This window comes from Pantoea sp. PvP021 (genome assembly GCF_054056055.1).
Genome location: NZ_JBSRXX010000013.1, coordinates 73,881 through 91,695, shown reverse-complemented (window position 1 = coordinate 91,695; position 17,815 = coordinate 73,881). Strand labels below are relative to the sequence as shown.

At 54.3% G+C, this 17,815-nt stretch carries 17 protein-coding genes; 4 read left to right on the top strand and 13 right to left on the bottom strand.

The window, feature by feature from the left end:
• Positions 1-38: 38 nt before the first annotated feature.
• From recG to gmk, 5 genes are read right to left on the bottom strand one after another with little or no spacing between them, the layout of a single operon-like run.
• Positions 39-2,117 (bottom strand): ATP-dependent DNA helicase RecG, encoded by a 2,079-nt coding sequence (recG, locus tag ACVKSX_RS22745; RefSeq protein ID WP_010258417.1) that lies wholly within the window; start codon positions 2,115-2,117, stop codon positions 39-41.
• Positions 2,114-2,812: a tRNA (guanosine(18)-2'-O)-methyltransferase TrmH gene (gene trmH, locus ACVKSX_RS22740; protein ID WP_010258414.1), complete on the bottom strand. Its 699-nt coding sequence runs from the start codon at positions 2,810-2,812 to the stop codon at positions 2,114-2,116. The genes recG and trmH overlap by 4 nt, the downstream gene beginning before the upstream one ends.
• A gap of 2 nt (positions 2,813-2,814) precedes the next feature.
• Positions 2,815-4,923: a bifunctional GTP diphosphokinase/guanosine-3',5'-bis pyrophosphate 3'-pyrophosphohydrolase gene (gene spoT / locus ACVKSX_RS22735; protein WP_089415153.1), complete on the bottom strand. Its 2,109-nt coding sequence runs from the start codon at positions 4,921-4,923 to the stop codon at positions 2,815-2,817.
• A gap of 20 nt (positions 4,924-4,943) precedes the next feature.
• Entirely contained in the window at positions 4,944-5,219 is a 276-nt protein-coding gene (gene rpoZ / locus ACVKSX_RS22730; protein ID WP_003851346.1) for a DNA-directed RNA polymerase subunit omega, read from the bottom strand.
• Between the two features lie 54 nt (positions 5,220-5,273).
• Positions 5,274-5,897, bottom strand: a complete 624-nt coding sequence (gmk, locus tag ACVKSX_RS22725) for a guanylate kinase (protein WP_010258405.1) — start codon at positions 5,895-5,897, stop codon at positions 5,274-5,276.
• A gap of 239 nt (positions 5,898-6,136) precedes the next feature.
• Between gmk and ligB the strand changes: the two genes are divergently transcribed.
• Entirely contained in the window at positions 6,137-7,888 is a 1,752-nt protein-coding gene (gene ligB / locus ACVKSX_RS22720) for an NAD-dependent DNA ligase LigB (protein WP_354439599.1), read from the top strand.
• On the opposite strand, the gene ACVKSX_RS22715 is transcribed toward ligB, so the two are convergent.
• From ACVKSX_RS22715 to ACVKSX_RS22685, 7 genes are all read right to left on the bottom strand, one after another.
• Complete coding sequence (locus tag ACVKSX_RS22715) at positions 7,826-8,443, bottom strand: trimeric intracellular cation channel family protein (RefSeq protein ID WP_010258398.1); 618 nt, start codon at positions 8,441-8,443, stop codon at positions 7,826-7,828. The two genes, ligB and ACVKSX_RS22715, sit on opposite strands and share 63 nt — an antisense overlap.
• A 433-nt stretch (positions 8,444-8,876) precedes the next feature.
• Entirely contained in the window at positions 8,877-9,521 is a 645-nt protein-coding gene (locus ACVKSX_RS22710; protein WP_010258395.1) for an oligosaccharide flippase family protein, read from the bottom strand.
• 146 nt (positions 9,522-9,667) lie between these two features.
• Positions 9,668-9,868: a hypothetical protein gene (locus ACVKSX_RS22705; RefSeq protein WP_010258393.1), complete on the bottom strand. Its 201-nt coding sequence runs from the start codon at positions 9,866-9,868 to the stop codon at positions 9,668-9,670.
• 434 nt (positions 9,869-10,302) lie between these two features.
• Positions 10,303-10,698, bottom strand: coding sequence for a hypothetical protein (locus ACVKSX_RS22700; protein WP_010258391.1), 396 nt, complete (start codon positions 10,696-10,698; stop codon positions 10,303-10,305).
• Between the two features lie 136 nt (positions 10,699-10,834).
• The gene (locus ACVKSX_RS22695; protein WP_354439609.1) at positions 10,835-11,977 is read right to left on the bottom strand and encodes an alanine racemase; all 1,143 of its coding nucleotides are present in this window, start codon (positions 11,975-11,977) and stop codon (positions 10,835-10,837) included.
• Between the two features lie 234 nt (positions 11,978-12,211).
• Positions 12,212-13,135 carry a kdo(2)-lipid IV(A) palmitoleoyltransferase gene (gene lpxP, locus ACVKSX_RS22690; RefSeq protein WP_010258386.1) on the bottom strand — a complete coding sequence of 308 codons (924 nt, stop codon included), beginning with the start codon at positions 13,133-13,135 and terminating at the stop codon, positions 12,212-12,214.
• A gap of 423 nt (positions 13,136-13,558) precedes the next feature.
• Positions 13,559-14,422 carry a YicC/YloC family endoribonuclease gene (locus ACVKSX_RS22685; RefSeq protein ID WP_010258384.1) on the bottom strand — a complete coding sequence of 288 codons (864 nt, stop codon included), beginning with the start codon at positions 14,420-14,422 and terminating at the stop codon, positions 13,559-13,561.
• A gap of 155 nt (positions 14,423-14,577) precedes the next feature.
• On the opposite strand from ACVKSX_RS22685, the gene ACVKSX_RS22680 reads away from it, so the two are divergent.
• Positions 14,578-15,003: a DUF3574 domain-containing protein gene (locus tag ACVKSX_RS22680; protein WP_010672099.1), complete on the top strand. Its 426-nt coding sequence runs from the start codon at positions 14,578-14,580 to the stop codon at positions 15,001-15,003.
• A gap of 38 nt (positions 15,004-15,041) precedes the next feature.
• On the opposite strand, the gene ACVKSX_RS22675 is transcribed toward ACVKSX_RS22680, so the two are convergent.
• Positions 15,042-16,226 carry a NupC/NupG family nucleoside CNT transporter gene (locus tag ACVKSX_RS22675; RefSeq protein WP_010672098.1) on the bottom strand — a complete coding sequence of 395 codons (1,185 nt, stop codon included), beginning with the start codon at positions 16,224-16,226 and terminating at the stop codon, positions 15,042-15,044.
• Positions 16,227-16,376: 150 nt separating this feature from the next.
• Here ACVKSX_RS22675 and rph point away from each other — a divergent pair, with 150 nt between their 5' ends.
• On the top strand, positions 16,377-17,093 hold the full coding sequence (rph, locus tag ACVKSX_RS22670) for a ribonuclease PH (RefSeq protein ID WP_010258378.1): 717 nt from the start codon (positions 16,377-16,379) through the stop codon (positions 17,091-17,093).
• Positions 17,094-17,142: 49 nt separating this feature from the next.
• Positions 17,143-17,784 (top strand): orotate phosphoribosyltransferase, encoded by a 642-nt coding sequence (pyrE, locus tag ACVKSX_RS22665; RefSeq protein WP_187501561.1) that lies wholly within the window; start codon positions 17,143-17,145, stop codon positions 17,782-17,784.
• The last annotated feature ends 31 nt before the right edge of the window (positions 17,785-17,815 follow it).

The window sequence follows — 17,815 nt, the reverse complement described above, 5'->3', positions numbered from 1 at the left end:
CCCGGCAGGGATAAAAAAGCCGAATCAGAGGGGGGCGTTCAGACGTTGGTATAACGGGTGTTCTCTGGCAGCCAGCGTTCAATCAATGCGCTGGCCTGCTCGGGATAGTGCTGGTGGATGTGGCGCGCCACACGCTGAACTTCGGGCACCATCGCCGCATCGCGCAGCAGGTCGGCCACTTTAAATTCGGCATTGCCGGTCTGACGCGTGCCCAGCAGTTCACCCGGCCCGCGAATCTCCAGATCGAACTGGGCAATGACGAAGCCGTCATTGCTGTCGCGCAGCACCTGTAAACGCTTCTGCGCCGTCTTGCTCAGCGGCGCTTTGTAGAGCAGTACACAGTGTGATGCCACGGCACCACGGCCCACACGGCCCCGCAGCTGATGCAGCTGCGCCAGCCCTAACCGCTCCGGGTTTTCGATGATCATCAGGCTGGCATTCGGCACGTCCACACCAACCTCAATCACGGTCGTCGCCACCAGCAGCTGCAGTTCATTCGCTTTAAACGCCTGCATCACCGCCTGTTTTTCCGCAGGCTTCATCCGGCCATGCACCAGCCCGATGTTTAAGTCGGGCAGCGCCGTTTTCAGGGATTCCCAGCTGGCTTCTGCCGCCTGTGCTTCCAGCAATTCTGACTCTTCAATCAGGGTACAGACCCAGTAGGCCTGACGCCCTTCGCGGCAGGCATGCTCAACCCGCGCCACAATCTCATCGCGTCGGGTATCGGGGATAGCCACGGTGGTCACCGGTGTACGTCCCGGCGGCAGCTCATCGATGGTTGAGGTATCGAGATCGGCATAAGCGGTCATCGCCAGGGTGCGCGGAATTGGTGTGGCGGTCATGATCAGCTGATGCGGATGGAAGCCCTGCTCCTCACCTTTCTCCCACAGCGCCAGTCGCTGGTGGACGCCGAACCGGTGCTGCTCATCAATAATGACCAGTGCCAGACCGTTGAACTGCACCTGCTCCTGAAACAGGGCATGTGTGCCCACCACCATCGCCACCTGACCGCTGGCTATCGCTTCCTGCTGTGCCTGGCGGGCTTTGCCTTTCTGTTTTCCGGCCAGCCAGCCCACTTCAATGCCCAGCGGCGCAAACCACTGGCGGAAGTTACTGGCGTGCTGTTCAGCCAGCAGTTCGGTCGGCGCCATCAGGGCAACCTGCTTACCATGTGCGATAACGTTCAGCGCAGAGAGGGCGGCGACCAGTGTCTTACCCGAGCCGACGTCACCCTGCACCAGCCGCATCATCGGAAAGTCATTTGCCAGATCTTTCTCTATCTCCGCCACCACGCGTTTCTGCGCATTGGTCGGTGAAAAGGGCAGCGCAGCCAGCAGCTGGTCGCTAAGGTTGTGCCGGGGAAGCATCGGTAAAGCGTAATAGCGCTGAGCACCGGCGCGTACCGCCAGCATGCTGAGGTTGTGTGCCAGCAGCTCTTCCAGAATCAATCTGCGTTGTGCCGGATGACGACCACTCTCCAGCTCGCTGAGTTTTAGATCGGGTGGTGGACGATGCAGCGTGCGGAGCGCATCTGGCAGGCTGATTAAACCGCCGCTCAGTTCCTGCGGCAGCAGTTCGGCAATCGGGCAGCTCTCCAGCAGCGTCAGTGCCTGATCGGTGAGATTACGCAGCGTGGCCTGCCGAATACCTTCGGTGGTGGGATAAACCGGCGTTAAGGTCTCTTCCAGCGTCACATTGCTCTGTTCGCCCTGGATCCGGTATTCGGGATGGATAATCTCAGCGCCACGCTGACCGCGTTTAATTTCACCATACGCGGTGACGCGCCGGCCCGGCGACAGGTTGTTCTTCATCCCGGCATTGAAATTAAAGAAGCGCATCGTCAGTACGCCGCTGCCATCGCTAATCTGGCACACCATCATCCGGCGGCGACCAAAGGTGATATCTGTGTGCAGCACTTCGCCTTCTACTGTGGCCCAGATACCGGGCAGCAGATCATCAATGGCATAGAGTTGGGTACGATCTTCGTAGCGTAGCGGGAGATGAAGCAGGAGATCCTGAATGGTATGCAGGTCAATTTTGGCCAGCTTTGCCGCCTGGCTGGCACCGACGCCGGTCAGGGTACTGAGCGGGATGGCATCCAGCAGACGGCCTTTCATCTTCTTTTACCGGTCGATTGCATGGTTGCCCACCAGCTGGGATCGGCGTCGACTTCGCCCTGCGCATTGATGCGCGGATAGGGTAAACCTTTCTGTTTTGCGACCCGCGCCAGTACCGGGAATCCGCCTTCGAACAACAGGCGTTGCTGTTCATCTTCGTCCAGCAGGCTGTAGTCGCGCAGGTACAGACCCGCGTTCTGCCGCTGCCGCTGTGCTTCATACAGGATCAGCGCGCAGGCGACCGAGACATTCAGCGACTGCACCATGCCCACCATCGGAATCACAATCTGCCGATCGGCCAGCGCCAGCGCTTCTTCGGTGATGCCGGTTTTTTCCTGGCCCATCAGGATGCAGGTCGGAAGGGTATAATCGATCTCACGGAAATCCACGGCATCGGCAGAGAGATGGGTCGCTAAAACCTGCATCTTCTGTTGTTTGAGCTTTTTTACAGCATCGCCGATGGTGGGATGGGTGACCACTTTCACCCAACTGTTGCTTCCGGCAGATGCGGAAGCCTGAGTGCGCATCCGCTGGCTCGGCCAGACGGCGTGCACTTCGTGGATGCCGACGGCGTCCGCCGTGCGGATCACTGCGGAAACATTGTGCGGCTTATGCACCTGCTCCATACAGACCGTGAGATCGTGCTGGCGTAGTGCCAGCATCGCCTGAATCCGGGCAAATCGTTGATCGTTCATGCCTAATTACGGTTACGATGGACTTTGATCACATCCGGCATCACGCGAATTTTACGCATGATATTCGCCAGATGGACGCGATCACGTGCGGTCAGGCGGATAAAGGCGCTGTAAACGCGGCCATCACGCTCTTCGGTATTCAGGCTCTGAATATTGGAACCGGCCGTGTTGATTGCCGCCGTCAGGTTAGCCAGTGCGCCCTGATGGTTAAACATGTCGACTTTGATTTCCGCCACGAACTCCTGCTCGGTGACTTTATCCCACTCGACCGGCATGAATTTTTCGGGCTCTTTCTGGTAGCCGCGAATATTTCGACAGGATTCATGATGCACCACCAGCCCTTTGCCGGGACTGACATGGGCAACAATCGGGTCACCGGGAATCGGACGGCAGCATTTGGCGAAGGTAATCAACACGCCATCTGCACCTTTGATCGGCAGCTTACCGCGCTTGCTGTTGCTGCTGATGGCGTTGCTGTCAGCCTGCAACAGGTTCTTCGCCACCACCACGCTCATCGCATTGCCCAGACCGATTTCTGCCAGCAGATCGTCAAGCGAGGTCAGCTTCATACGATCCAGCTCCTGCCTGATATTCTCAGGCGGAATCTCAGCCAGTTTACGGCTGCCGCCCAGCGCATGGCTGAGCAGGCGGCGACCCAGATTGACGGAGTCTTCGCGCTTGAGGTTTTTCAGCAGCTGACGAATTTTTGCGCGGGCTTTGGAGCTGACGACAAAGTTGAGCCAGGCGGCGTTAGGACGGGCGCCTGGCGCGGTGATGATTTCAATCGTCTGACCGCTGGTCAGGGTTTGCGACAGCGGATAAGGCTGGCGGTCAACGCGTGCGCCAACGCAGGCATGGCCGATATCGGTGTGGACCGCATAAGCGAAATCCACCGGCGTCGCACCGGTTGGCAGCTCAACAATGCGGCCTTCAGGTGTAAAGACGTAGATCTCATCGGGAAAGAGATCGGACTTCACGCTTTCAATAAATTCAAACGAACTGCCCGCACTCTGTTGCAGCTCCAGCAGGCTTTGCAGCCAGCGCTGAGCGCGAATCTGTGCGGTGGTGCCACTTTCGCCCGCCTGTTTATAAGCCCAGTGCGCAGCGACCCCCATTTCCGCCATCTGATCCATATCCTCGGTGCGAATCTGTACTTCGACCGGCACGCCATGCGGACCAATCATTGAGGTATGGAGCGATTGATAGCCGTTCGCTTTGGGGATGGCGATATAATCTTTGACGCGGCCCGGACGCGGTTTATACAAACTGTGCATCTGGCCCAGAACGCGATAGCAGGTATCCAGATCTTTCACGATGACGCGAAAGGCATAGATATCCATGATCGAGTGAAAACGCTGCTCTTTCAGCGTCATTTTGCGGTAAATCGAGTAAAGATGCTTTTCACGCCCGCTGACGCGGCAGGGAATGCCCGCTTCCTGCAAACGGCCGTCGATCTCAGAAAGAATCTTCTGGATCATCTCTTTACGATTACCGCGCGCGGCTTTCACCACCTCTTTAATGACCCGATAACGGTTCGGATAGAGGGCCTCAAAACCGAGCTCTTCCAGCTCTGTTTTAAGATGATGAATACCCAGGCGGTGCGCCAGCGGACTGTAAATCTCTAACGTTTCCAGCGCGATGCGGCGACGTTTGTCCGGGCGTAATGAGCCGAGAGTGCGCATATTGTGGGTGCGGTCAGCCAGCTTGATGAGAATGACGCGGATATCCTGCACCATCGCCATAATCATCTTGCGGAAGTTCTCTGCCTGCGCTTCTTTCTTGTCGCGGAATTTCAGCTTATCCAGCTTGGAAACGCCTTCGACCAGTTCCGCCACGCTTTTACCGAACAGTTGTTCCATGTCCTGGTAAGTGGCAGGCGTATCTTCGATCACGTCATGCAGCAGCGCGGCCATGAGAGTTTCATGGTCGAGCTTCATTTCCGCCAGAATACAGGCCACGGCAACCGGGTGGGTGATATAAGGCTCACCGCTGGAGCGTGTCTGTCCCTCGTGGGCATCACGTGCGACAAGGTAGGCTTGCTGGAGGCGCTTGATCTGCTCCTCTGGCAAGTATTTTTCAATCAGTTGATTGAGACTTTCAAACAGATACAAGGGCGACCTGCAGGTGGCTGTTAACGACGACCTTCAGCGATAGCGGTAACGGCCTGTAACTCAGCGGCTTCCTGCTCTTGCTGTTCCTGACGATCACGCACATCTAAAATCTGATTGGTGACCAAACCTTCTTCGATTTCGCGCAGGGCGATAACGGTAGGTTTATCGTTCTCTTCCGGAACCAGTGGATCTTTGCCGCCTACCTGCATCTGACGTGCACGACGTGCAGCGACCAACACCAGGTCAAAACGATTACCAACTTTTTCTACTGCGTCCTGAACGGTTACGCGTGCCATAGGTGTGCTACTCCACAGATGAAGAAATGACTGCGCATCATACTGAAACTGTATTCAGACTGCCAACAGTTTGCTGATTAAAGCATCGTGACGCGCCTTCTGACGCGCCATACGCAGACGTTCTGCGCGAATAATGGTTTTCAGATCGGACAGCGCCAGATCGAAATCATCATTCACAATTAAATAGTCATACTCGGCGTAGTGGCTCATTTCCGCTACCGCCTGAGCCATGCGACGCGTGATCACCTCTTCGCTGTCCTGGCCACGACCGCGCAGACGGCGATCGAGCTCTTCTTTCGAAGGCGGCAAAACAAAGATGCTGCGTGCGCCAGGCATTTTGGTGCGAATTTGCTGCGCACCCTGCCAGTCGATGTCGAGAAATACGTCAACGCCGGTTGCCAGCACCTGCTCAATAGCATGGCGCGAGGTACCGTAATAGTTGTCGAAAACTTTGGCATGTTCGAGGAAAGCTTCTTCCGCGATCATCTGCTCAAATTCATGCTTCTCAACAAAAAAGTAATGTTCGCCATGGGTTTCACCCGGACGCATACCGCGCGTCGTGTGCGAAACAGAGACCTGCGTATCATACAACGGCTGGGTCTTTAACAGCGCCTGAATCAGGCTGGATTTACCTGCGCCGCTGGGAGCAGAAACAATATAGAGCGTGCCTTGAGCCATGGTTTTCTTGAATTGATTAAAAGCGGAGTCGATTTCCTGCACAGTATACACAGCTTCCCGCCGCCACGCAGCGTTTGCACAGCGGCAACACCCAACTTTTGCGCATCTTCGCGCAAATCTCTGTCGGACGACTGTAATTATCCCCTGATTGCGACGGCATTCCTTCCATAGCTGAACATCACCTCTGGCTGACGCTGAAGCACCGGTATTGAATGCTGCAAAACGTCAGGAGAGAGTTCATGAAAGGATTCGGCTGGCCGCTGTTTGCGGCTGCTCTGTGGATCGTCCTATGGCCTGCGCATAGCGCCCTTTGTCCGGTCTGGACACCCACCCGGGCGTCAGAAGAGATCCGTCGTCTGCAACAGCAGCTGCAGCACTGGGATGATGCTTACTATCGTCAGGGGCAGAGTCCGGTGGCTGATGCCGATTATGACAGTCTGCAGCAGCGACTGAATCACTGGCAGCACTGCTTTAACCTTCTGCAGCCCGCTTACGCACCGCAACTGCCGGGTGAGGGTGAGCACCTGCATCCGGTCGCCCACACGGGCGTAAAAAAGATGCGCGACAAGCTGGCCCTGGCTTACTGGATGCAGGGGCGGCACGACCTCTGGGTGCAGCCGAAAGTGGATGGCATTGCCGTTTCCCTGGTTTATCGCCACGGCAGACTGGTTTCACTGTTAAGTCGTGGTGATGGATTACGCGGTGAAGAGTGGCTGGCTAAAGCCGCCTGGATCCCTGCGATTCCGCTGCAGATCGAGACCGGACTTGAAGAGGTTGTGCTGCAGGGTGAGCTGTTTCTGTCGATGACCGGTCATCAGCAGGCGGTTGATGGCGGCAGGAATGCGCGCTCACAGGTCGCTGGTGCCATGATGAGAAAGCAGCGGGTTCCTCTGCTGGACTCGCTCGATATTTTTATCTGGGCCTGGCCAGATGGCCCCGCCACGATGACGGAACGCCTTCAGCAACTCAGCCGCTGGGGACTGGGCGTTGCCGCAAAATGGAGCCACAGCGTTAAAGACGAAGAGGAGGTTGCAGCGTGGCGGGAGCGCTGGTTTCATGCTGCGCTGCCCTTTGTCACTGACGGTGTCGTCGTTCATCAGAGCCTGCGACCTGCGGGCAAAAACTGGCTGCCTGGAGAGGGAACATGGGCCGTTGCCTGGAAATATCAGCCTCCGGAAGTCAGCGCTGAAGTGCTCTCCGTCGATTTTCCAGTCGGCCGAACCGGGAAGATAGCCGCGGTACTTAATCTGCAGCCGGTACAGCTGGATGATAAGACGGTCAGGCGGGTCAATGTTGGATCGCTGCGTCGCTGGCAGGAGAGCGATATCGTGGCGGGAGATGTCATCACACTGAGTCTGGCAGGCCAGGGCATTCCCCGGCTGGAGCGGGTGATCTGGCGCGTGGCAGAGCGGCACTATCCTCAGCCTCCCGACGCGTCGCGCTACACGCCGCTGAGTTGTTACACCTTCAGCGCTGAATGCCAGAAGCAGCTACTGGCAAAATTACGCTGGCTCAGTCAGAAAACGGTGCTGAATATTCCTGGCGTTGAGCGCAGCACCTGGCTGCACTTACTGGAAACCGGCAGTATGACGCACCTGTTCGGCTGGCTGACGTTAACACCGGAACAGATCGCCGCCGCAACGGGCCTCTCTCGGGAGCGGGCGGGTCAGCTCTGGCACCGTTTTAATCTCACCCGTCAGCAGCCGCTTCGTCGCTGGGTGGATGCCTTAGGTGTTTCACTGCCGCGGAAGGCCCTCAATGCGCTGCCCGATCAGCAGTGGGAGAGCTTAACGCAGCGGGATGTCAGGGACTGGCAAGCTTTACCGGGTGTCGGTGCGGCGCTGGCAAAACGCCTGGTTGCGCAGTTCCATGATGCCCGCCTGCAGGCGCTGATCGCTTTTCTGAGACAGCAGGGAATTCCCGCATCCTCAATGCTCGGGATGGGGATAGTTGAAAATCGGCAAACCAAGACGGAAGCGCAGCGCCAGTAAACGGGCGAAGAATCCGAACAGCAGGGTAATGATAATCACCGCTTCATGCGCCAGTGTGGTTTTCAGCAGCAGGATATACATCCAGCCAGAGGCGAAAGCGATACCGGCGTAGAGTTCCTTCTGAAACACCAGCGGAATGCGATTACAGAACATGTCACGCAGTACGCCGCCAAAGACGCCGGTAATGACCGCACTTATCGCGGCAATAATCATGGCGTGTCCTGAATCGAGCGCAACCTGCGCGCCGATAATAGAAAAGACCACCAGTCCTAACGCATCGAGCACCAGAAACACTTTGCGCAGATGCGTCATCAGAGGTGCCAGGAAAGTGGTCACTACCGCCGCCGCTGCAACAATCATGATGTATTCGGGATGTTTCACCCAGCCCAGCGGATAGTGACCCAGCAGGATGTCGCGCACCGAACCGCCACCAATGGCGGTCACGGACGCGATAATGATGACACCGAACAGATCCATTTTGCGACGCCCCGCCGCCAGCGCACCCGTCATGGCTTCAGCAGTAATACCAATAATGTAGAGAACGGTCAGTAACATAGCAGACTCCAGTAAGACGGCGGCAAGACTACGGCATTGCTTGAGAGACGGCGCCGAAGATTTTCTGGCAATCGGCGTCCGGGATGAGCGCAGTTTATACCAGCCAGCGCTGGCGTCATCATAGAAAGACTTTTTTGCGAAGGGACTGCGGCAGGTGATTGAAAAAGTTGAGAGGAAACAACGTACAGAGGGTTTGCGCGTTCCGGCGCGGGGTTTTCCGACCCAGGGCGGGCGGTGAACTGAAGACGATCGCCAGATAGCCGCTGGTCGAAAACCAGTTTATACAGGAGATAAAAAAGGGCTGGATGTTGCGGGAAAAGAATCGATCAGGTAAATATTGTGACAGACTAAATAAAAAGAAAAGGCGTGCTGGTTAACAGCACGCCAACGCATCGTTTCGGATGCTCAGAGCCCACCATACAGACTTATTTTATTATTTGTTTCTTGCACGAATTTTAGAAAATGCATTCAGGCTAAAACGGTATTCCGGCTGGAACCATGAACGACCGTAGTAGCAGTAAATCAGCATACGAATCGATGCCATGGCCAGATAACCCCAGATCGCACACAATACTGAAGGGGTCAGCCAGACGGTAAATAAGGTGACGGCAAGTCCGGCTAATACCGAGGAGGTTTCAGCAAAAGCGATACGGGTATATTGTTTTTCGCGCTGTAATATCGCACGGTAATGCTGACCCTGTGGGATGATAATAAACACCACTGAGACCATCTGCAGCATTAATGCCAGTTCAGGCTGATCAAAAAGGCTGGTCAGCAGATGGCTGCCAGTAAATAACAGACCAAACACCGCGACCCCCATCAACATATTACCCCAGTAGATCGTGGAGAGGTCATTGATAGAGAGAATCGAGCGGCGGATCAGCGTATTTGAGAAGCCCCGATCGGCCAGAGTATCGATAGCCAGTAAAGCTATCACGGCGATCGCCAGCAGATTGAGCTCATTCGCCTGCAGAATCTGCGCCAGCAACGAGAGTTGTAATACGCCGATGCCAATAATTTTGATTGAAGAGAGCAGAGACCATTTTGCGCCATTCAGACTGCTTTCACGTATTGCCATAATATACTCGTTAGAGTCCATCGACTCTGTGAGAATTAAATAGTTGTGTAACGGCAAGGAGAGGTTGCTGTAACACCGTTAGTTAGTGCAATTTTTCCGGCCGAAGTCCTGAAAACGCTTTACAGGCTTGCCATGTTATTATGGATTCAATCAAATGATGCCTGGATAAAAAAGATATCCCTGGTAAAATCGCTGTTTCGTGTCATGGCGGAATTCCCTTCAGCGAATAAGAATTCCGCCAGATCACGAATAAATCCTGTTGTAGTTTTATATTCTCCTGCCAGCATCCTTGCGGCAATCTCAACGCATTCTTTTTCTGATAACAAAGGATACGTTGAGCGGTCCATGACTTTTTTCCTGCTTTATCATTATGGGTATTGCTGTGTGTGGAATGATTTATACATTGTTTTATTTAATTTAACACCATAAGAAAAGTCTGATTACGCGACCGCAGAAATAAATGGTTTCACTTTATGCATGATAAATATTAAATCCCCAGCAGATTGCTAATAAACGATTGTTAATGATTAATGTATGGGTCAGTCAGAAATTGTTTGTGCGGCAAACAAGGAGGCCCGAAATCAGAGGGGGGCGCCTGCCTTTCAGAGGATTTTGCCAGGATTTTTCCTGGCAGCGATGCTTAAGCAGGGTTGGTGATAAATGCGTAAGGATGATGAGTAATCAGATAAGCGCTTTATGCTTTATCGTCGAAAGTTTTTCTATTTTTTTTCATTAACGGCCAGTGATAAATGCAGAGAAAAAGGCGCGCTAAGTCATTGATTTATTGTGTAAGAAGCTGGTTGAGTTTCTCAAGATCGTTGCTAACCCATTCAATATCCTGCTTAAATTTCTCATCTGAAGTAAATGGCTGGCGATAAACCGTTACCATCACCTCGGCGCCCTGTTCGTTTGCTATCACGCGCATCGGTACGTAGATCTCCTTTCCTGAGCCGCTATCAATCCAGTGATCCATTACCCCAAACGGATTATGTGGCGAGAACCGGATCTTCACATTGCCCTGGGGGCCTTTAGCACGCCAGCGATTGCCATCGGGTTCTAACGCGCTGTGCGTCAGCCCGGAAGCCCACTTTGGGAAAAACTCTGGCTTCCAGATGGTTTCATAAAGATCTAACCAGTGACGTGGAATCGTCAGGCTCAGAGTGCGAGAGGAGAGCATGTAACCTCCAGTGAATAAGCTAAAAAAGCATTAAAGCATGAGGCCAGGCTTGTTAAAACGTTGTAACAGCAGAAGTGTGGTGTTGAAAGGGTTTCGTACAAATGGCAGACAACGGATGATGCTGTCTGCCACTGACTCAGATGAAATTGCCGCGCGCAGAAACCACATGATCTTCGCTATGGCCGTTAGCGTGCCGCAGAACAAAGCCGTCCGACTGCGCCATCACGGCACAACTGTGATTAGGGAAAATACGCAGCAGCGTGCCGACTTCAGGGCGGCGATCCTGATAAAGCAGAAAACCGTGCTCCTCAGATAATTTTGTCACTTCATAAGTCTGACCCGCTTCGTCGGCTGCCACACCAAAGCCGCTGGCATTGGTGCCGTGTGGCCCTTTATCCGAACTCAGCATTTTTGACCCGGCATCTACAATCGCGAAATGATCGTTCACCGCCACGACACGGGTAATGACACTCATTGCCAGCTGATCGACGTGACTTAATCCGAGACGGCAGGCGGTAAGGTCCAGTAGTGCATAGTTTCCGGGCCGGATTTCATTAATGCAGGGTGCAATCTCTGCTGCCAGCGCCGTAGGCGTTGAACCTACAGAGAGAGGGCAGTCGGTAAAACCAGCCGCCTGCAGTTTTGCCTGTACTCGCTGCATCAATGCCGTTTCCTGCCGGGCGACATCCGCAATGGCCGCGGAATTACCGGCACCATAAGCGTGGCCAGCATGTGACACTAATCCGGCAAAGCGTAACCCTTTGTCCTGCAGCGCCTGAGCAATCAGCACCGCTTCATCTGTATCAGGATTGACACCTATCCGATGTAATCCAACATCCACCTTAATCGCTACCGCCAGGTCGCATTCCGGTTGCTGCTGGCAGGCATCAGCAATAGCCGCCACGCCCTGCAGCCTGTCCGCAATCAGGGTGAGCTTTGCCTGATGAAGCACGGCGTGGCGCAGCAATTCAGCCACGCTTTGCGGTTGCACAATCGGGTAGGCTAATAGCAGATCACGAACACCGCCCTGAATAAAGCTGATGCCTTCGCTGGGCTTAGAGACGGTAACACCCTGGGCACCGGACGCGATCTGACGCTGCGCAATCCAGACGCTTTTATGCGTTTTGATATGGGGTCGCAACGCGACGCCTGCCGCACTGGCTTTGCGCTGCATATGCTGCAGGTTCTGCTCCAGGCGCTCTGCATCCACTTCAATATAGGGCGTAAGGCGATCATCAATCAGCGGACGCTGCCACTGCTGTGTATCGTTGATATCCATAAGATTGTCCGGCATTGACGAGGTAAGAGGATTCATCATTCCTTAATTATCTCTTTGATACCAGCCTGCCGGACGCAGACAGGTGTGCTGAACAGCAGAAACTGTAGAGGTAGCTATAACGGCAGAGGCAGTATAAGAGCATAGCAAACGAGAATGAGAGAGTGGACGTAAAGCAGATGTCGTTCAGCAGATTAAAACAACAAAGCAGGCACGAGGCCTGCTTTATCAGTTAACTCAGACGTAGAGCGACTTTTCACCCGGTGGCCGGGTTTTGAAGCGACGATGCAGCCAAAGGTACTGTTCGGGTGCGCGAAGGATCTGATTTTCGATCACTTTGTTCATATAAGCTGCAGCAGCAGCCTCGTCCGTATGAGGATAATTTTCCAGCATCGGTTCGATGATCAAATGGTAGCCATCATTTCCTGGATTACGAATCAGCATAATCGGCACCATCGCTGGCTTCGCCAGACGCGACAAAACAAAAGTCCCGTTAGTCGTGGCGGCTTTTTCCACCGCAAACAGCGGCGCAAAGGTGCTGCCTTTAGGGCCGTAATCCTGGTCAGGCGCAAACCAGACCGATTCACCCTGTTTCAGGGCATTAACCATACCGCGTAGATCACGACGGTCGATCATCGCTTTATTTGAGCGCATCCGCCCTTTGGTCTGCACATACTCCATCGCCTGGTTATTGTGTGGGCGATACATCGCCATCATTGGCTGACAGAGTCCGCTGATGCGGCCGCCCAGCTCCAGTGACATGAAATGCACACCAATCAGCATCACGCCTCGCTTTTCTTTCTGCGCGGCATGCAGGTTTTCCATTCCCGACACTTTAAACAGACGTCTTACCGCACGGTCAGACCAGAACCAGGCAACACCGGTTTCAGCCAGCGCCATCCCGAGCGACGCAAAATTGCCGGCAATCATATGTTCTGTTTTTTCTTCGCTGATGCCCGGAAAGCAGAGTTCGATGTTACGACGGGTAATACGCTCGCGGCGCTGCAGGAAATGGCGAGAGATTTTGCCGGCACCGGCACCGAGACGCATAAGAACAGGATAGGGGAGCTGGACCAGCAGCCAGAGTACGCCAAGGCCAAACCAGGTAAACCAATAACGCGGATGCAGCAGCGAACTGCTAAATTTTCCGGTGTTTTTCATTAACAACCTTCATGGGATAGAGGGATGCATCGCACAAAGAGCACTTCCATGAGTCTTAAGGCGGTACAGCTGTACTGATTTCGACCAACATTTTATCAAAAAGTGCCTTCAAAGAAAGGGAAACTCCGGCATCTACAGGATTGACCTGTTTCATGGAGAGGAGTTAATACCGGCTATAAAAGTACATTAATCATATAAAATCATTATTTTTCAACTGCTTAATCTAAGCCTGAAAGCAGCTTTAATTGTAAGCGAGGCCGTTTCAGGAACAGTCTGGAAATGATTATTTATTTATCTTTACCTGATTCTGATGCTGGCCGCGCTGAAAAAGCGATCAATTCGCGGAAGGAGCTAACTCTTTAAGTGCTGACAGCGCCTGACAGGGGAACAAAGCGCTACTGCGAGCGCTTTGTTGAGTGGAAATTACTCGATATTCTGAATCTGCTCGCGCATCTGCTCAATCAGCACCTTCAGTTCAATAGCTGACGTAGTGATTTCGGCGTTGATCGACTTCGAAGCCAGCGTGTTCGACTCACGATTGAACTCCTGCATCATAAAATCGAGACGGCGGCCAACTGCTTCTTTCTTTTTCAGGATGTTGTAAGTCTCTTTAACGTGCGCATCCAGACGATCCAGCTCTTCAGAAACGTCAACACGCTGCGCCATCATCACCAGTTCTTGCTCAAGGCGATTGTTTTCCAGCTGGACTTCAGCATCTTCCAGTTTGGCGACCAGCCGCTCACGCTGCCATTTGATCACCTCAGGCATCTGCGCGCGCACTTTGCTGACTTCCTGCGAGACGCCTTCCAGACGCTGCTCAATCATCGCTTTCAGGGCGGTACCTTCGCTTTCACGTGCCGCAATAAAGTCATCAAGCGCACCATCCAGTGCCTGCAACAACTGGGTGTTGATGGCATCCAGATCCTGTTCCTGCGCAGACATCACACCCGGCCAGCGCAGAATATCCAGCGGATTAATCGCGCCTTCGTCGCTCTGCATTTTTACCCAGTTGGCAGCCTGCACCAGCTGTTTCGCCAGCGTTTCGTTGAGCATCAGTTCGCCCTGCGCGCTGGGATCGGCATCATAACGGAGGTTGCACTCAATTTTACCGCGCGTCAGACGCTGGCGAATGCGCTCGCGGATAACCGGCTCCAGCCCACGAAACTGTTCCGGCAGGCGGATGTAGGTTTCCAGATAACGCTGGTTCACGGAACGCAGCTCCCAGGCGGCGCTGCCCCATTCGCCTTTGGCTTCGCTGCGGGCATAAGCGGTCATACTGCGGATCATAAGCGGTACTCATTTGCGGAAAGATGGGTGAAGTATAGCGAGGCGAGCCACGGCATAACAGGCATAAGCGTCGCACAGGAAAATAACGAACCATTTCCGCTTTCAGCGACAGCCACTTATGATGACCATTGACCCTTTGTGAGGATGACTGATCTATGTCTCGCGTTATTGCCCTTCCTGTTGTGATGGCTCTGCTGCTGGCAGGTTGCCAGGCACGCCACTCGCCGCCCACTAAACCGCAACCTATCTGTGCGGGTGGCGACATGATGATGCAGACCACGTTGTGGTTTGGACTGAGCAAGCCTGATGGCGGCAGGGTGAGTTCACTCGACTGGATGAACTTCGTGGATAATGAGGTCACGCCACGGTTTAAAGCGGGCCTGTCGGTCTATGATGCCAAAGGGCAATGGCTGGGCGAGAACGGTCAGCTGGCACGGGAGAACAGTAAGGCGTTGATGCTGATCCACGGGATCGACCCCGCCACCAACGTTGATATTGAGGCGTTACGCAGCCTCTATAAAAAACGGTTTGGTCAGGAGTCGGTTATGCGGGTGGATGCACCCGTCTGCGTCGGATTCTAAGGCGAAAGCGGGCGGCAGAATTGCCGCCCGTTGAATAATCAGATAAACAGACCGGCAAAGGCTGCGGAGAGCAGACTGACCAGCGTGGAGCCATAGACCAGCTTCCAGCCAAAACGGGAAACCACATTTCCCTGTTTCTCATTCAGGCCTTTTATTGCGCCCGCCACAATGCCGATAGAGGCAAAGTTAGCGAACGAGACCAGGAACACCGACAGAATACCCAGTCCACGCGCACTCATGCCTGCCGCGACTTTCTGCAGTTCAATCATCGCCACAAACTCATTCGCCACCAGTTTGGTTGCCATGATGCTGGCCGCCTGCAGGGCATCGGCTTTGGGAATGCCAATCAGCCAGGCCAGAGGATAGAACAGGTAGCCGAGCAGTTGCTGGAAGCTGTAGCCGAACACCGCCGCAAACAGCGCGTTGACGGCAGCAATCAGGGCAATAAAGCCAATCAGCATGGCCAGAATAATCATCGCGACTTTGAAGCCTGCCAGGATGTACTCACCCAGCATCTCAAAGAAGCTCTGCTCTTCATGCAGTTTATCCAGCGCGATAGGCTGCTCATCCTGGCTTTTCATCGGGTTGATGATCGACAGGATAATAAAGGTGCTGAACATGTTAAGCAGCAGTGCCGCAACCACATATTTCGGTTCGATCATCGACATATAAGCACCGACAATCGACAGCGAAACGGTAGACATCGCGGTCGCTGCCATGGTGTAGAGCCGGCGCGGCGGGATATCACCCAGAATCCCTTTATAAGCGATGAAGTTTTCCGACTGCCCAAGAATCAGCGTGCTGACGGCGTTGAACGACTCCAGCTTGCCCATGCCGTTAATCTTCGACAGCAGCGTCCCGAAAATACGGATCAGCAGCGGCAGGATGCGCCAGTGCTGCAATATGCCGATCAGTGCCGAAATAAAGACAATCGGGCAGAGCACGCCAAGGAAGATAAATGCCAGCCCCTGTTTGCTCATTCCGCCAAACACGAACTCCGTGCCTTGTGCGGCAAAACCCAGCAGCGTTTCAAAGAAACCGGCGAACGAACCGACCAGCGCCAGACCCCCGGCAGAGTGAAGGAAGAACCAACCCAGCGCGGCTTCCACCACAATCAGTTGAACAATAAAGCGCAGACGAATCTGTTTACGGTCATGACTGACCAGCAGCGCAAGGGCAAAAATCACCACCAGCGCCAGCAGGAAATGAAGAATGGCGGCCATATGTCTTTTTTATCAGAGAGAAAGGAACGCGCATTTAGCCACAGCTGGCGGGGAATTTCATCTGATGCCTGCGTCAGACCAGCGCAAGAGACAGCGGGCAAGGAAGTCCGTATAATGCGCAGCCAATCATTAGCAAGCCGGAGAATACCCATGCGTCCAGCAGGCCGTAGCGCACAACAGGTGCGTCCAGTCACATTGACCCGCAATTACACCAAACACGCAGAGGGTTCCGTTCTGGTGGAATTCGGCGAAACGAAAGTGCTTTGCACTGCCTCGGTAGACGAAGGGGTTCCGCGTTTCCTCAAAGGCCAGGGCCAGGGTTGGGTAACGGCCGAATATGGCATGCTGCCGCGTTCGACGCACAGCCGTATGGCGCGTGAAGCCGCAAAAGGCAAGCAGGGCGGCCGTACGCTGGAGATTCAGCGTCTGATCGCCCGTTCACTGCGCGCCGCGGTTGATCTTAAAGCGCTGGGTGAATTTACTATTACGCTCGACTGTGACGTGATCCAGGCCGATGGCGGCACTCGCACCGCATCAATCACCGGAGCCTGTGTGGCGCTGGCTGATGCGCTGAACAAGCTGGTGGCCAGCGGCAAACTGAAAGCGAACCCGATGAAGGGCATGGTCGCGGCGATTTCAGTGGGCATCGTCAAAGGCGAAGCGCTGTGCGATCTGGAGTATGTTGAAGACTCAGCCGCAGAAACCGATATGAACGTCGTGATGCTGGAAGATGGCCGCATGATCGAGGTGCAGGGCACTGCCGAAGGCGAACCGTTCAGCCATGAAGAGTTGCTGACGCTACTGGCGCTGGCTCGGGGCGGAATTGAGGAATTAATTCAGGCGCAGAAAGCAGCGCTGGAAAATTGATGTAACAGGCGACCTCAGAGTCGCCTTTTCTTTATTTGAGGAGTGAGAAATGAAAGCCTGGCAGCGTCAGTTTATTGAATTTGCCCTGAACAAGCAGGTGCTGAAGTTCGGTGAGTTCACTTTGAAGTCCGGGCGTAAAAGCCCCTATTTCTTTAATGCTGGTCTGTTTAACAGCGGACGGGATTTAGCGCTGCTGGGACGCTTCTACGCGCAGGCGCTGGTGGATGGCGCTGTTGATTTTGATCTGCTGTTCGGCCCGGCCTATAAAGGCATTCCGATTGCCACCACCACGGCGGTGGCGCTGGCGGATCATCATGACCGCGATGTGCCTTACTGCTTTAACCGTAAAGAAGCGAAAGATCACGGCGAAGGTGGCCTGCTGGTTGGCAGTCCGCTGCAGGGCAAAGTGATGCTGGTGGACGATGTGATCACCGCAGGCACCGCAATTCGTGAGTCGATGGATATTATCGGCACGCACAACGCTACTCTGGCAGGCGTGCTGGTCTCGCTTGATCGTCAGGAGCGTGGGCGCGGAGAAATGTCGGCGATTCAGGAAGTGGAACGTGATTACGGCTGCAAAGTGACCGCGATTATAACGCTGGCAGACCTGATTGCCTGGCTGGAAGAGAAGCCTGAGATGGCCGATCATCTGGCCCAGGTACGTGCCTATCAGAAAGCGTACGGGATTTAACAGAGGCGGGCGCAATGCCCGCCTTCTTTTA